The organism is Streptomyces glaucus (genome assembly GCF_039533365.1).
Taxonomy (GTDB): domain Bacteria; phylum Actinomycetota; class Actinomycetes; order Streptomycetales; family Streptomycetaceae; genus Streptomyces; species Streptomyces glaucus.
Genome location: NZ_BAAATK010000032.1, coordinates 28441 through 42554, shown reverse-complemented (window position 1 = coordinate 42554; position 14114 = coordinate 28441). Strand labels below are relative to the sequence as shown.

Sequence of the window (14114 nt, the reverse complement as noted above, 5' to 3'; positions counted from 1 at the left end):
GGCGCACGCGTACCGGTCGGCATACGAGACGCATGAGGAGAGAACCCGGTGGTCAGCCAGGAGCAGCGGCGGCGTCAGCTCGCCCGGGAGAAGTTCTTGCGGCAGCAGCAGCGGCGCACCCAGGCGCGGCGCAGGGCGCGCACGCGCAACGCGGTGATCGCGTCGGTGCTCGGCGTGGTCCTGGTGGGCAGCCTCGCGCTGTACACGACCGGGGTCCTGGAGGGAGACGACGACCGGGCCGAGGCCGGCGCGGAGGTCACGCCCAGCGCCTCGGCGAGCAAGCCCGAGGACCCGTGCGAGAAGCCCGCCGCGGGCAAGGCCACGTCGAAGACCTGGAAGAAGGAGCCGGCGATGGCCATCGACAAGTCGGCGAAGTACACGATGACGCTCGCGACGACCTGCGGCGAGATAGACATCGCGCTGAAGGCGTCGGCGGCGCCGCACACCGTCAACTCCTTCCACTTCCTCGCCGGGAAGGGCTTCTTCGACCACACCAAGTGCCACCGGCTCACCACCAGCGGCATCTACGTGCTGCAGTGCGGCGACCCGACGGGCAGCGGCAGCGGCGGCCCCGGCTACACGATCCCCGACGAGAACCTGAAGGACGAGAGCCTGAAGGACAACGTCTACCCGGCGGGCACGGTGGCGATGGCGAACACCGGGCAGAAGAACAGCGGTGGCAGCCAGTTCTTCCTGGTGTACCAGGACAGTCAGCTGCCGCCCAGCTACACACCGTTCGGCACCGTCTCGGACGCGGGGATGAAGGTGCTGAAGAAGATCGCCGCCGCGGGTGAGAGCACGGGCGCCGGGGACGGCGCCCCGAACGCGACGGTCGTGATCGACAAGGCGACGGTCACCGAATCCTGACCCCCAACTGCGAAATTTCGGTCGCGCGGGATGCGGACAGGCCGCCCGCCGGTCGCCTATGTTGGCCGTGACGAAACTGTGGACGATGCCCGGGGGAGCTCTTCGGCCCCCTGGTGGGCATCATGTGGAGGAGGCGCTGTGAGCAGCGACCCGTGGGGCCGCGTCGACGAGACGGGGACCGTGTACGTGCGTACGGCCGACGGCGAGCAGGTCGTCGGTTCCTGGCAGGCCGGCTCCCCCGAGGAGGCACTGGCCTACTTCGAGCGCAAGTACGAGGGCCTGGTTGTCGAGATCGGCCTCCTCGAGAAGCGGGTGAGGACCACCGACCTGTCGGCGAAGGACGCCCTGGCCGCCATCGACCACCTCCGGGAGCAGGTCGACGCGCACCACGCCGTGGGCGATCTGGACGCTCTCAGGGCCCGGCTGGACAAGCTCGTGGAACTGGTGGAGGCGCGCCGCGAGGAGCGCAAGGCGCAGCGGGCCCGGCAGTCCGACGAGGCGCGTCAGGCCAAGGAGGCGCTGGTCGCGGAGGCCGAGGAGCTCGCCCGGTCCGACCAGTGGCGGGCGGCCGGGGAGCGGCTGCGGGCCCTGGTGGACACCTGGAAGGGCCTGCCGCGGCTGGACCGCAAGTCCGACGACGAGCTGTGGCACCGGTTCTCGCACGCGCGGTCGGCGTTCTCCAAGCGGCGCAAGCAGCACTTCGCGCAGCTGGACGCGCAGCGCGAGGAGGCCCGCAGGGTCAAGGAGCGGCTGGTCGCCGAGGCCGAGGCGCTGTCGGACTCGACGGACTGGGGTCCGACGGCCGCGCGCTACCGCGAGCTGATGGCCGAGTGGAAGGCCGCGGGCCGCGCCCAGCGCGAGCACGAGGACGAGCTGTGGAACCGCTTCCGCGGCGCCCAGGACGTCTTCTTCGCCGCCCGCAGCTCGGTGTTCGCCGAGCGCGACGCCGAACAGGCGGAGAACCTCAAGCTCAAGGAGGAGCTGGCCCAGGAGGCCGAGAAGCTGCTGCCGATCACGGACCTGAAGGCGGCCCGCGCCGCGTTCCGCGCGATCAACGAGCGCTGGGAGGCCATCGGCCACGTGCCGCGTGACGCCCGGCCGAGGGTCGAGGGCCGGATGCACGCGGTGGAGCGGGCGCTGCAGGAGGCCGAGGAGGCCGAGTGGCGCCGGACCAACCCGGAGGCGCGCGCGCGTGCGGAGGGTCTGACCGGCCAGCTCCAGGCCGCCGTGGACAAGCTGAGGTCCCAGATCGAGCAGGCCCGCGCCCAGGGCAACGACGCCAAGGCCGAGAAGCTGGAGAAGGAGCTTCAGGGCCGCCAGGCGCTGCTGGACCAGGCGCTGAAGGGGCTGCAGGAGTTCGGCGGCTGACGCCGGCGCCGGCGCACGACGGCGAGGGGCTCCCGTACCCGGGTACGGGAGCCCCTCGCCGTCGTGGGCGCGTCCTCGGGGCCGCTACGACCGGTTGCGTGCCGACGTCACCCGGTACACGTCGTACACGCCCTCCACGCCCCGGACCGCCTTGAGCACGTGCCCCAGATGCTTGGGGTCGCCCATCTCGAAGGTGAAGCGGGAGGTGGCGACGCGGTCGCGGGAGGTCTGGACGGCCGCGGAGAGGATGTTGACGTGCTGGTCGGACAGCACCCGCGTGACGTCCGACAGCAGCCGGGAGCGGTCCAGGGCCTCGACCTGGATGGCGACCAGGAACACCGAGGACTGCGTGGGCGCCCATGCGACGTCGAGGATGCGCTCGGGCTCGCGGGACAGTGACTCCACGTTGACGCAGTCGCTGCGGTGAACCGATACTCCGCTGCCCCGCGTGACGAAACCGATGATGGGATCGCCGGGCACGGGCGTGCAGCACCGGGCGAGCTTCACCCAGACGTCCTCGACGCCCTTGACGATCACGCCGGGGTCGGCGCTGGCGCGGCGCTTGCGGCCGCGGCCGCGGGACGGCGGTACCGCCTCGTCGATCTCCTCGCTGGCGGCCTCTTCGCCGCCGAGGGCCTGGACGAGCTTCTGCACGATGTTCTGCGCGGAGACGTGGCCCTCGCCGATCGCCGCGTACAGCGCGGAGATGTCCGCGTAGCGCATCTCGTGCGCGAGCGTCACCAGGGAGTCGCCGGTCAGGATGCGCTGGATCGGCAGGTTCTGCTTGCGCATCGCGCGGACGATGGCGTCCTTGCCCTGCTCGATCGCCTCGTCCCGGCGCTCCTTGGAGAACCACGCCCGGATCTTGTTGCGGGCGCGCGGCGACTTCACGAAGCCGAGCCAGTCGCGGGAGGGGCCCGCGCCGGGCGCCTTGGAGGTGAAGACCTCGACCAGGTCGCCGTTGTCCAGTGTGGATTCGAGCGGTACCAGACGGCCGTTGACCCGGGCTCCTATGGTGCGGTGGCCGACCTCGGTGTGCACGGCGTACGCGAAGTCGACCGGGGTGGCACCGGCCGGGAGGGCTATGACGTCACCCTTCGGGGTGAAGACGAAGACCTCGTTGCGGGAGAGGTCGAAGCGCAGCGACTCCAGGAACTCGCTGGGGTCCTCGGTCTCCTTCTGCCAGTCGAGGAGCTGCCGCAGCCACGCCATGTCGTTGACGGCGGCCGCGTCCTTGCCGGCCTTGCCGGCGGGCTTGGGCGCGTCGGTGCGGATCTTGGAGGCGCCGGCGACGGCCTCCTGCTTGTACTTCCAGTGCGCGGCGATGCCGTACTCGGCGCGGCGGTGCATGTCGAACGTGCGGATCTGCAGCTCGACCGGCTTGCCGCCCGGGCCGATGACCGTCGTGTGCAGCGACTGGTACATGTTGAACTTGGGCATCGCGATGTAGTCCTTGAACCGGCCGGGGACCGGGTTCCATCGCGCGTGCACCGTGCCGAGGGCCGCGTAGCAGTCGCGGACGGTGTCCACCAGGACGCGGATGCCCACCAGGTCGTAGATCTCCGCGAAGTCACGGCCGCGGACGATCATCTTCTGGTAGACGCTGTAGTAGTGCTTGGGGCGGCCGGTGACGGTCGCCTTGATGCGGGCGGCCCGCAGGTCCTGCTGCACCTCGTCGGTGACGACGGCGAGGTACTCGTCGCGCTTGGGGGCGCGCTCGGCGACGAGGCGGACGATCTCGTCGTACATCTTGGGGTAGAGGATCGCGAAGGCGAGGTCCTCCAGCTCCCACTTGATGGTGTTCATGCCCAGGCGGTGGGCGAGGGGCGCGTAGATCTCCAGGGTCTCGCGCGCCTTCTTCTCCTGCTTCTCGCGCTTGAGGTAGCGCATGGTGCGCATGTTGTGCAGGCGGTCGGCGAGCTTGATGACCAGGACGCGCGGGTCCTTGGCCATCGCCACGACCATCTTGCGCACCGTCTCGGCCTGCGCGGCCTCGCCGAACTTGACCTTGTCCAGCTTGGTGACGCCGTCGACGAGCAGGGCGACCACGTCGCCGAAGTCGCGGCGCAGGTCCTCCAGGCCGTACTCGGTGTCCTCGACGGTGTCGTGCAGCAGGCCCGCCATCAGCGTGGCCGGGTCCATGCCGAGTTCGGCGAGGATGGTGGTGACGGCGAGCGGGTGCGTGATGTAGGGGTCGCCGCTCTTGCGTTTCTGGCCGCGGTGCCAGCGTTCGGCGACCTGGTAGGCGCGTTCGATCTGGCGGAGGGTGGAGTTCTCGATCTTCGGGTCGTTGCCGCGCACGATCCGCAGCAGCGGCTCCAGGACCGGGTTGTAGGGGTTCGCGCGCTGGACGCCGAGCCGGGCGAGGCGGGCGCGGACGCGGTTGGAGGAGCCGGAGCGGACGGGCTGTCCGGAGGACTGGCGGACCGCGGGGGGCGCGGGCTTGGGACGGGCCTGCTCGGCGGGCTTGTCGACGGGCGCGGACGGGGCGTGCCGCACCGGCCCGCGGGTGTCGTTCTTCGCGTGCGGCGCGTTCGGCGCGGGCTTCGCCGCGGCTGCCGAGGCGGACTCGGGCTTGGCGGCGGTCAGGTGCTGGGCCTCGTCTGGCAAGAGGACTCCTCGTGCGCGATCCGGGTCCCCCGGTCAGGCTCCGGAGACCCCATGGTAGCGATCCTGGGTCCCAGGAGCGCCTTCCGGCCACGGTGAGGACCGTGTACCCGGGAAACGCGGGAGGCGGACACCGGATTCCTCCGGGTCCGCCTCTTCGGTGGCGCACCGGTGTACACCGGTGCGCCCAGGGGTTTCTAGACCGTGAGCAGCGCTTCCAGCGGGGCGCCGGCCAGGGCCGGTTCCAGGCGGGCCCGGCCGCCGAGGAAGTCCAGTTCCATCAGGACGGCGAGGCCCGCGACCTCGGCACCCGCCCTGCGGATGAGCTGGATCGAGGCCTCGGCGGTGCCGCCGGTGGCGAGGACGTCGTCGACGATCAGGACGCGGTCGTCGGCGGCCAGGTCCTCGGCGTGCACCTCGATCTCCGCCGAGCCGTACTCCAGGTCGTACGCCTGGCCGAGGGTGGCTCCGGGGAGCTTGCCCGCCTTGCGGACGGGGATGAAGCCGAGGCCGGCGCGGACGGCGACCGGGGCGCCGAGGATGAAGCCCCGGGCCTCCAGGCCGACGATCTTGGTGGCGCCGGTGCGCTCGGCGATCGACGCGAGCGCGTCGGTGAGCGCGCTGAACGCCGCCGGGTCCGCCAGGAGCGGGGTGATGTCCTTGAACGTCACGCCCGGCTCCGGGTAGTCGGCCACGTCCCGGATGCGGCTGAGCAGCAGCGTCCTGATGTCGGTGAGCCCGGTCATCGGCGCTTCCCCGAGGGTCGGCCACGGCCCCGGCTGCGGGACGCGGGCTGGTTGCGCGGGCCGACGACCGCGGGGGCGGCGTCCTCGGGCTCGTCGGCGTACGGCTCGTCGGCGGCGTCCCGGGTCTCCTCCGGGGACTCGCCCTGCTCCGCGGCCTGGGCCCGCTTGGCCAGCACCCGCTTCCTGAGCGCCTTCATCTGCGGCTCGCGCTCCTTGAAGTCGGCGACGAGCGGCGTGGCGATGAAGATCGAGGAGTACGCGCCGGCCGCGAGGCCGACGAACAGCGACAGCGAGATGTCGTTGAGCATGCCGGCGCCGAGGACGCCGCCGCCGATGAACAGCAGGCCCGCCACCGGCAGCAGCGCGACCACCGTGGTGTTGATGGACCGCACCAGGGTGCTGTTGATCGAGCGGTTGGCGACGTCGCTGTAGGTCCAGCGGGTCTGCTTGGTGATGTCCTTGGTCTGTTCCTTGAGGCTGTCGAAGACGACCACCGTGTCGTAGAGCGAGTAACCGAGGATCGTCAGCAGACCGATCACCGTGCCGGGCGTGACCTCGAAGCCGACGAGGGCGTAGATGCCGGTGGTGATGGTGATGTCATGGATCAGCGCGACGAACGCGGCCAGCGCCATCCGCCACTCGAAGGCGATCGCCAGGTAGATCACCACGAGGAGCAGGAAGATGCCGAGGCCCTGCCAGGCCTTGTCCGCGATCTGGTCACCCCAGCTGGGGCCGACCAGGTCGGCGTTGATCTGCTCGGCGTCGACCTTCAGGTCCGCGGAGAGGTCGGCCTTGATCTGGTCGGCCTTGTCGGTGTCGATGCCGGCGACCTGGATGCGCAGGCTGCCGTCGCCGAGCTTCTGGACGATCGCGTCGTGCCCGGAGGCCTCCTCCGCGTACCTCTCCGCCTGGGACACCGAGACGCTGGTGTTCTTCGGCGTGGTGAAGACGGCACCGCCCTGGAACTCGATGCCCATGTTCAGGCCGCGCACCGCCAGGCCGACGATGGCCGTGATGGTGATCAGGATCGAGATGCCGTACCAGATCTTGCGGTTCTTGACGAAGTCGTAGCCGACCTCGCCACGGTGCAGTCGGGCGCCGAGGTTGCCGAGTTTCGACATCGCTCACGCCTCCTTCGTCTCGACGGGGCCAGCGGGACGACGGGTGCGGCGCAGCGGCGGCTTGGCACCCAGGCTCTTCGGGTCCAGGCCGGACCACTTGTGGCCGCTCGCGAAGAACGTGCGGCGGGCCATCAGCGTGAGCAGCGGCTTGGTGAAGAGGAAGACGACCACCACGTCGAGCAGGGTGGTCAGGCCGAGCGTGAACGCGAAGCCCTGGACCTTGCCGACGGTGACGATGAAGAGCACCGCGGCGGCGAGGAACGACACGAAGTCGGAGACCAGGATGGTGCGCCGGGCGCGCGGCCAGGCCCGCTCGACGGCGGGACGCAGCGAACGGCCCTCGCGGATCTCGTCGCGGACGCGTTCGAAGTACACGATGAACGAGTCCGCTGTGATGCCGATCGCGACGATCGCGCCGCACACGGCCGGCAGGTTCAGCGCGAAGCCGATGGCCGGACCGAGCAGCGACATGATCACGTAGGTGAGGACGGCGGAGACCAGCAGCGAGAAGATGGCGATGATCGACAGGCCGCGGTAGTAGACCAGCAGGTAGATCACGACCAGGGCGAGGCCGATGGCGCCGGCGATCAGACCGGCCTGCAGCTGCTCGCCGCCGAGCGCGGCGGTGACGGTGTTGACGCTGTCCTCCTTGAAGGTCAGCGGCAGGGCGCCGTAGGACAGCATGTTGGCGAGGCTCTGCGCGGACTCCTGGGTGAAGTTGCCGGAGATCTCCGCGTTGCCGCCGGTCAGCGCCTGGCTGACGTACGGGTCGGAGACGACCTCGCCGTCCAGGACGATGGCGAACTGGTTCTGCGGGGACTGGTTCTGGGCCAGCTTGCCGGTGATGCTCGCGAACTTCTTGGAGCCCGAGGACGTGAAGTCCATCTGGACCGTCCAGCCCGCACCGGTCTGGGTGTTGAAGACGGCCTGGGCCTTCTTGACGTCCGTGCCGTCGACCTCGGCGGGGCCGAGGATGTACTTCTGCCACTGACCCTGCGCGTTCTGGCCGCAGGCCACGGTGGAGTCGGTGGGCTTGGCGCCGTCCCCGGCGGCGGCACGGGCCGCCTTGTCGGTGCAGTCGAGCGCGGCGTACGCGGCCTGCAGCCCGCTGTCCGCCTCGGTGCCGCCGGCGCTCGCGGAGGGGGAGGCGCTCGCGGAGGCGCTCGCGCTCGCGGAGGCGCTGGGCGTGGCGTCCGCCTTCAGGGCGTCGGTGACCGCACGGCCCTGGGAGGTGGGGCTCGACGACGGGGACGTGGAGCCGGACGCGGACGGGGACGAGCTCGCCGCGTCCTTGTCGGTGGCCTTGTCCTCGTCCGAGGCGCCGCCGGAGGCGCTCGGCGAGGGGTCGGCCGTCGCGCCGCCGGAGACCTCGGTGGCGACGACCGGGCGGAAGTAGAGCTTGGCGGTGGTGCCGACCTGTTCCCGGGCCTGCTCGGAGTTCGTGCCCTTGGGAATGTTGACGATGATGTTCCTGGAGCCCTGGGTCTGCACCTCGGCCTCGGACACACCCAGACCGTTGACACGGCGGTTCATGATGTCGACCGCGGTGTCCATGTTGGTCTTGTTGATCGCGGACTCCTGGCCCGCCTCCGGGACGGCCCGGAGCGTGATGCTCGTACCGCCGGCCAGGTCGATGCCGAGGCGCGGGGTGGTGTGCCCGGAGGCGAACATGCCTCCGGTGAGCGCCACGATGGCGATCAGGATCAGGGCCAGCGAGCGCCCCGGTTTGCTCTGGGCGCTCGCGTTCCGGCCCTTTTTGGGTGCTGCCACCTTCTCGTACTCCCTCTCGGGCCGCCTCGCGCCGGGTCGGCGGACGGGCGGCCATGACATGGTGTCGGGATCCCGTGCGAGCCGCGCAGGGTCCGGGGCGCGCGGGCATGGCCCGCGCGCCCCGGGGCACGGCTACTTCGCGTCGGAGTCGCCGTCGGTCTTCTTCGGCTGTGCGTCCGTCCTCACCTCGTCGGGCACGACGGCGTCGGCCGGCTCGCCGGCCGGGTCCTTCTTGCCGAGGTCGACGGACTTGTCGTCGGAGGCGGCGGCAGCGTCGGCGGGCTCGTCGGTCCCGGTGAGGGAGGAGGCGTCGTCCGGGACGATGTCGGCGTCGGACTTCAGGTCGTGCTCGATGCCGTGGACGATGCGGTTGTACTCGTCGTCGGACAGGACGGCGCCGATCGCGTTCTTGGCGAAGAGCAGCTCGACGCCCGGACCGGCGTCGAGGAGGACCGTGTCCTCGTTGACCTCCTTGACCGTGGCGTACATGCCCCCGATCGTGCGGACGCCGGAACCGGGCTGCATCTGGTTCCGCATCTCGATGGCCTGCTGCTGCTTCTTCTTGGCCGACCGGGTCATCAGGAACATGGCCCCGATGAGCACGATGAACGGGAGGAGGGTCACGAGACTCACGGGTCGGTACTTCCTTCACACGACCGCGATGGTGAGCGGCCTGATGGTTGGGGGTATGCGTACCGCCGACGAAGGCGGCATCGGCGGAGTCTAAGCGAGTCCGCGCGCAGGGAACAACGCCCAGCATGGCACCGGGGTTCCTGCTCCGGCCACCGAGCTCGCCGGGCCGGCGCCCCCTCACGCCCCGAACAGATCCTGTTGTCCGTTTCCGCCGCCCTGCGCACGGGGCGGGGTCAGGCCGAGGTGCGCCCATGCGGCGGGCGTCGCGATCCGGCCACGCGGAGTACGGGCGAGCAGGCCCTCCCGGACGAGGAAGGGTTCGGCGACCTCCTCCACGGTCTCCCGCTCCTCCCCCACCGCGACGGCGAGCGTGGACAGGCCGACGGGGCCGCCGCCGAACAGCTTGAGCAGGGCCTCCAGGACGGCCCGGTCGAGGCGGTCCAGGCCGCGGGAGTCGACCTCGTAGACCGCGAGGGCGGCCGCGGCGATCTCCTTGGTGATCACACCGTCGGCCTTGACCTGGGCATAGTCGCGCACCCGGCGCAGCAGGCGGTTGGCGATGCGGGGCGTGCCGCGGGAGCGGCCGGCGATCTCGGCGGCGCCGTCCGGCTCGATCTCGACGTCCAGGAGGCCGGCCGAGCGGTGGATGACGCGTTCCAGTTCGGCCGGTTCGTAGAACTCCATGTGCGCGGTGAAGCCGAAGCGGTCGCGCAGCGGGGGCGGCAGCAGGCCCGCGCGGGTGGTGGCGCCGACCAGGGTGAACGGCGGCAGTTCGAGCGGGATGGCGGTGGCGCCCGGTCCCTTGCCGACGATGACGTCGACGCGGAAGTCCTCCATCGCCATGTAGAGCATCTCCTCGGCGGGCCGGGACATGCGGTGGATCTCGTCGAGGAAGAGGACCTCGCCCTCCTGGAGGGAGGACAGGATCGCGGCGAGGTCGCCGGCGTGCTGGATGGCGGGGCCGGAGGTGATGCGGATGGGGGCGCCCATCTCGGCCGCGATGATCATCGAGAGGGTGGTCTTGCCGAGGCCGGGGGCGCCGGAGAGCAGGACGTGGTCGGCGGTGGCGCCGCGCGCGCGGGCGGCGCGCAGGACGAGGTCGAGCTGCTCGCGGACCTTCTCCTGGCCGATGAACTCGTCCAGGTCCTTGGGGCGCAGGGCGGCCTCGACCGCCTGGTCGTCACGGTCGGCGGCGGAGTCCACCAGCCGCTCCGCGGCGGGACCGACGGGCCGCTCGGGGGCGGGGCTGTCGGTCGTGTCGTCCCAGTTCATGTGTGCCTCGGAGGGTCGTGGATCGAAGGGTCGTGGATGGGAGGGCCAGGGGCCGGAGGGCCGCGGGTCAGCGGGCCCGGTTCAGCATCCGCAGGGCGGCCTTGAGCAGGTGGCCCACCTGGGGCGTGCCCCCGGCCGCCTCGGCCTGCGGGGCGACGGCGGCCACCGCCTCGTCGGCCTCGCGGGCCGCGTACCCGAGGCCGACGAGCGCGGCGTGCAGCTGGTCGCGCCAGCCGGCGGCGGCCGGTGCCCCGGCGGCCGGGGCGCCGACGGGCTCGCCCAGGCGGTCCTTCAGTTCCAGGAGCAGTTTCTGGGCGCCCTTCTTGCCGATGCCGGGGACCGCGGTGAGGGCCTTCTCGTCCCCGGTGGCCACGGCCCGGCGCAGGGCGTCCGGGGTGTGCACGGCCAGCATGGCCTGGGCCAGGCGGGGTCCCACCCCGCTCGCGGTCTGGAGCAGCTCGAAGACCTGGCGCTCGTCGTCGTCCGCGAAGCCGTACAGGGTGAGGGAGTCCTCGCGTACGACGAGGGAGGTGGCGAGCTTGGCGGGCTGGCCGGCGCGGAGCGCGGAGAGCGTGTTCGGGGTGCACTGGACGGCCATGCCGACGCCGCCGACCTCGATCACCGCGGCGTCGGGGGCGAGTGCGGCGACCGTGCCGCTGACGAAGGCGATCATGCCGTACGGCCTTTCGGTGCGTGCGGGGCGTTCGCCGCCGGCGGGGTCTTCGCCGTGTGCAGGGCGACGGCCCGCTGGAGACGGTTCTGGGCGGGGGCGCGCCAGATGTGGCAGATGGCGAGGGCGAGGGCGTCGGCGGCGTCGGCCGGCTTCGGGGGCGCGCCGAGTCTCAGCAGGCGGGTGACCATGGCGCCCACCTGGGCCTTGTCGGCGCGGCCGGTGCCGGTGACGGCGGCCTTGACCTCGCTGGGGGTGTGCAGGGCGACGGGGATGCCGCGGCGGGAGGCGCAGAGCAGGGCGACGGCGCTGGCCTGGGCGGTTCCCATGACCGTGCGGACGTTGTGCTGGCTGAAGACGCGCTCGACCGCCACGTATTCCGGCCGGTACTCGTCGATCCACTGTTCGATGCCCTGCTCGATGGCGACGAGGCGGTCGCCGAGGTCCGCGTCCACGGGCGTGCGGACGACGCCGACGCCGAGCATCGTGAGCGGCCGCCCCGCGACCCCCTCGACGACACCGACGCCGCACCGCGTCAGTCCCGGGTCCACCCCCAGTACGCGCACGCGTTCCTCCTTCGGTCTTCCCCGGTCTCGTTGGGCGGTACCCCCGTTCGTGCAGGCTATCGGGTGCCACCGACAACGCCTCGCGGCGGCGCCCGGCAAAGCGACGGGCCGACGGGGTGTCCCGTCGGCCCGTGGAGCCAGTGGAGCCCGCGGCGGCGTTACGCGCCGACCTTCTCCATGATCTCGTCGCTGACGTCGAAGTTGGCGAAGACGTTCTGCACGTCGTCGCTGTCCTCCAGCGCGTCGATCAGCTTGAAGATCTTCTTGGCGCCCTCCTCGTCCAGCTCGACCTGCATGGTCGGGACGAAGTTGGCGTCGGCGGACTCGTAGTCGATGCCGGCGTCCTGCAGGGCGGTGCGGACCGCGACCAGGTCGGACGGCTCGCTGATGACCTCGAAGGTCTCGCCGAGGTCGTTGACCTCCTCGGCGCCCGCGTCCAGCACGGCGGCCAGCACGTCGTCCTCGGTCAGCCCGCCCTTGGGGACGATCACCACGCCCTTGCGGTTGAACAGGTACGACACCGAGCCCGGGTCCGCCATGGAGCCGCCGTTGCGGGTCATCGCGACGCGGACCTCGGAGGCGGCGCGGTTGCGGTTGTCGGTGAGGCACTCGATGAGCACCGCGACGCCGTTCGGGCCGTAGCCCTCGTACATGATCGTCTCGTAGTCGGCGCCGCCGGCCTCCAGGCCCGCGCCGCGCTTGACCGCGGAGTCGATGTTCTTGTTCGGGACCGACGACTTCTTGGCCTTCTGGATGGCGTCGTACAGCGTCGGGTTGCCGTCGGGGTCGGGACCGCCCATGCGGGCCGCGACCTCGATGTTCTTGATCAGCTTCGCGAAGAGCTTGCCGCGCTTGGCATCGATGACGGCCTTCTTGTGCTTCGTCGTGGCCCATTTAGAGTGGCCGGACATCTGCCTGTCTCCTTCGCGTTACCCATCCCTGTACGAACGCCTGGAATCCTACAAGGACTCGGCTGCCGTCTTGGCGCGCACCATGTCGGCGAACAGAGCGTGCACCCGGTGGTCGCCGGTCAGTTCCGGGTGGAACGACGTGGCCAGCGCGTTGCCCTGGCGGACCGCGACGATGTGGCCGTCGTGCTCGGCGAGCACCTCGGCCGCGCCGCCGACGGACTCGACCCAGGGGGCGCGGATGAAGACTCCCTCCACAGGATCGCCCGGAACGCCCTTGACGTCGAGGGCGGCCTCGAAGGACTCGTTCTGCCGTCCGAAGGCGTTGCGGCGCACGATCATGTCGATGCCGCCGATCGTCTCCTGGCCCGAGCGGGGGTCGAGGATCCTGTCGGCGAGCATGATCATGCCCGCGCAGGTGCCGTAGACCGGCATGCCGGCCCGCACACGCGCGCGCAGGGGGGCCATCATCCCGAAGAGGACGGCCAGCTTGGAGATGGTGGTGGACTCGCCGCCGGGTATGACGAGGCCGTCCACGCCGGCCAGCTCCTCGGGGCGGCGCACCGGCCTGGCCACGGCGTCGGCCGCGGCCAGGGCGACGAGGTGCTCCCGTACGTCGCCCTGGAGGGCCAGGACGCCGATGACAGGGGTTTCGTCGGTCATGGGGCGGTCACCAGCCGCGGTTGGCGTAGCGCTCGGTCTCGGGGAGGGTGTCGCAGTTGATGCCGACCATGGCCTCGCCGAGGTTGCGGGACGCGTCCGCGATGATCTTCGGGTCGTCGTAGAAGGTGGTCGCCTTGACGATGGCGGCGGCGCGCTTGGCCGGGTCGCCGGACTTGAAGATGCCGGAGCCGACGAAGACGCCCTCGGCGCCGAGCTGGCGCATCAGGGCCGCGTCGGCCGGGGTGGCCACGCCGCCGGCGGAGAACAGCACGACCGGCAGCTTGCCGAGCTCGGCGACCTCCTTGACCAGCTCGTACGGGGCGCGCAGCTCCTTGGCGGCGGCGTACAGCTCGTGGTTGTCCAGGCCGCGCAGGCGGGCGATGTCGTTCTTGATCTGGCGCAGGTGGCGGACGGCCTCGACGACGTTGCCGGTGCCGGCCTCGCCCTTGGAGCGGATCATCGCGGCGCCTTCGGCGATCCGGCGCAGGGCCTCGCCCAGGTTGGTGGCGCCGCAGACGAACGGGGTGGTGAAGGCCCACTTGTCGGAGTGGTTCACCTCGTCGGCCGGGGTGAGGACCTCGGACTCGTCGATGTAGTCGACACCGAGGGACTGCAGGACCTGGGCCTCGACGAAGTGACCGATGCGGGACTTGGCCATCACCGGGATGGAGACCGCGTTCATGATCCCCTCGATCATGTCCGGGTCGGACATGCGGGCCACGCCGCCGTCCTTGCGGATGTCGGCCGGGACCCGCTCCAGGGCCATGACGGCGACGGCGCCCGCGTCCTCGGCGATCTTCGCCTGCTCCGGCGTGACGACGTCCATGATCACGCCGCCCTTGAGCTGTTCGGCCATGCCGCGCTTCACGCGGGCGGTGCCGGTCGCGGGAGCCTGGTTCTCGGTGATGGACACGGGTTGACCT

The 14114-nt window shown here is 71.1% G+C and carries 13 protein-coding genes; 2 read left to right on the top strand and 11 right to left on the bottom strand.

The features are described from left to right. Positions 1 to 48 precede the first annotated feature (48 nt). Together ABD363_RS22240 and ABD363_RS22235 are read left to right on the top strand one after the other, a co-directional pair. The gene (locus ABD363_RS22240; protein WP_344606325.1) at positions 49 to 867 is read left to right on the top strand and encodes a peptidylprolyl isomerase; all 819 of its coding nucleotides are present in this window, start codon (positions 49 to 51) and stop codon (positions 865 to 867) included. A 138-nt stretch (positions 868 to 1005) separates the two neighbouring features. Further along, positions 1006 to 2235, top strand: a complete 1230-nt coding sequence (locus tag ABD363_RS22235) for a DUF349 domain-containing protein (protein WP_344606323.1) — start codon at positions 1006 to 1008, stop codon at positions 2233 to 2235. Between the two features lie 84 nt (positions 2236 to 2319). Here the strand turns inward: ABD363_RS22235 and relA are convergent, their stop codons facing one another. The 11 genes from relA to pdxS all read right to left on the bottom strand — a co-directional run bounded on the left by relA (position 2320) and on the right by pdxS (position 14104). Further along, entirely contained in the window at positions 2320 to 4845 is a 2526-nt protein-coding gene (gene relA, locus ABD363_RS22230) for a GTP pyrophosphokinase (protein WP_344606321.1), read from the bottom strand. 194 nt (positions 4846 to 5039) lie between these two features. Further along, entirely contained in the window at positions 5040 to 5588 is a 549-nt protein-coding gene (locus tag ABD363_RS22225) for an adenine phosphoribosyltransferase (protein WP_344606319.1), read from the bottom strand. Next, positions 5585 to 6709 (bottom strand): protein translocase subunit SecF, encoded by a 1125-nt coding sequence (secF, locus tag ABD363_RS22220; RefSeq protein ID WP_344606317.1) that lies wholly within the window; start codon positions 6707 to 6709, stop codon positions 5585 to 5587. Before secF ends, ABD363_RS22225 begins: the two co-directional genes overlap by 4 nt. Before the next feature lie 3 nt (positions 6710 to 6712). Continuing rightward, on the bottom strand, positions 6713 to 8479 hold the full coding sequence (gene secD, locus ABD363_RS22215; protein ID WP_344606315.1) for a protein translocase subunit SecD: 1767 nt from the start codon (positions 8477 to 8479) through the stop codon (positions 6713 to 6715). A 132-nt stretch (positions 8480 to 8611) separates the two neighbouring features. After that, positions 8612 to 9112, bottom strand: coding sequence for a preprotein translocase subunit YajC (gene yajC, locus ABD363_RS22210; RefSeq protein ID WP_344606313.1), 501 nt, complete (start codon positions 9110 to 9112; stop codon positions 8612 to 8614). 177 nt (positions 9113 to 9289) lie between these two features. Continuing rightward, positions 9290 to 10384, bottom strand: a complete 1095-nt coding sequence (ruvB, locus tag ABD363_RS22205) for a Holliday junction branch migration DNA helicase RuvB (RefSeq protein WP_344606311.1) — start codon at positions 10382 to 10384, stop codon at positions 9290 to 9292. 67 nt (positions 10385 to 10451) lie between these two features. Further along, positions 10452 to 11057 (bottom strand): Holliday junction branch migration protein RuvA, encoded by a 606-nt coding sequence (gene ruvA, locus ABD363_RS22200; RefSeq protein ID WP_344606309.1) that lies wholly within the window; start codon positions 11055 to 11057, stop codon positions 10452 to 10454. Further along, the gene (gene ruvC, locus ABD363_RS22195; RefSeq protein ID WP_344606307.1) at positions 11054 to 11620 is read right to left on the bottom strand and encodes a crossover junction endodeoxyribonuclease RuvC; all 567 of its coding nucleotides are present in this window, start codon (positions 11618 to 11620) and stop codon (positions 11054 to 11056) included. The genes ruvA and ruvC overlap by 4 nt, the downstream gene beginning before the upstream one ends. Before the next feature lie 158 nt (positions 11621 to 11778). Continuing rightward, positions 11779 to 12531: a YebC/PmpR family DNA-binding transcriptional regulator gene (locus ABD363_RS22190; RefSeq protein ID WP_344606305.1), complete on the bottom strand. Its 753-nt coding sequence runs from the start codon at positions 12529 to 12531 to the stop codon at positions 11779 to 11781. A gap of 48 nt (positions 12532 to 12579) precedes the next feature. Then, positions 12580 to 13191, bottom strand: coding sequence for a pyridoxal 5'-phosphate synthase glutaminase subunit PdxT (gene pdxT / locus ABD363_RS22185; protein WP_344606303.1), 612 nt, complete (start codon positions 13189 to 13191; stop codon positions 12580 to 12582). A gap of 7 nt (positions 13192 to 13198) precedes the next feature. Continuing rightward, the gene (pdxS, locus tag ABD363_RS22180; RefSeq protein WP_344606302.1) at positions 13199 to 14104 is read right to left on the bottom strand and encodes a pyridoxal 5'-phosphate synthase lyase subunit PdxS; all 906 of its coding nucleotides are present in this window, start codon (positions 14102 to 14104) and stop codon (positions 13199 to 13201) included. Positions 14105 to 14114 lie beyond the last annotated feature (10 nt).

Excerpts from the sequence above, each read along its gene's own strand:
- ruvB (WP_344606311.1), bottom strand. The coding sequence starts at position 10,384 with ATGAACTGGGACGACACGACCGACAGCCCCGCCCCCGAGCGGCCCGTC.
- pdxT (WP_344606303.1), bottom strand. The coding sequence starts at position 13,191 with ATGACCGACGAAACCCCTGTCATCGGCGTCCTGGCCCTCCAGGGCGAC.
- secF (WP_344606317.1), bottom strand. The coding sequence starts at position 6,709 with ATGTCGAAACTCGGCAACCTCGGCGCCCGACTGCACCGTGGCGAGGTC.
- ABD363_RS22190 (WP_344606305.1), bottom strand. The coding sequence starts at position 12,531 with ATGTCCGGCCACTCTAAATGGGCCACGACGAAGCACAAGAAGGCCGTC.
- ruvA (WP_344606309.1), bottom strand. The coding sequence starts at position 11,057 with ATGATCGCCTTCGTCAGCGGCACGGTCGCCGCACTCGCCCCCGACGCC.
- ABD363_RS22225 (WP_344606319.1), bottom strand. The coding sequence starts at position 5,588 with ATGACCGGGCTCACCGACATCAGGACGCTGCTGCTCAGCCGCATCCGG.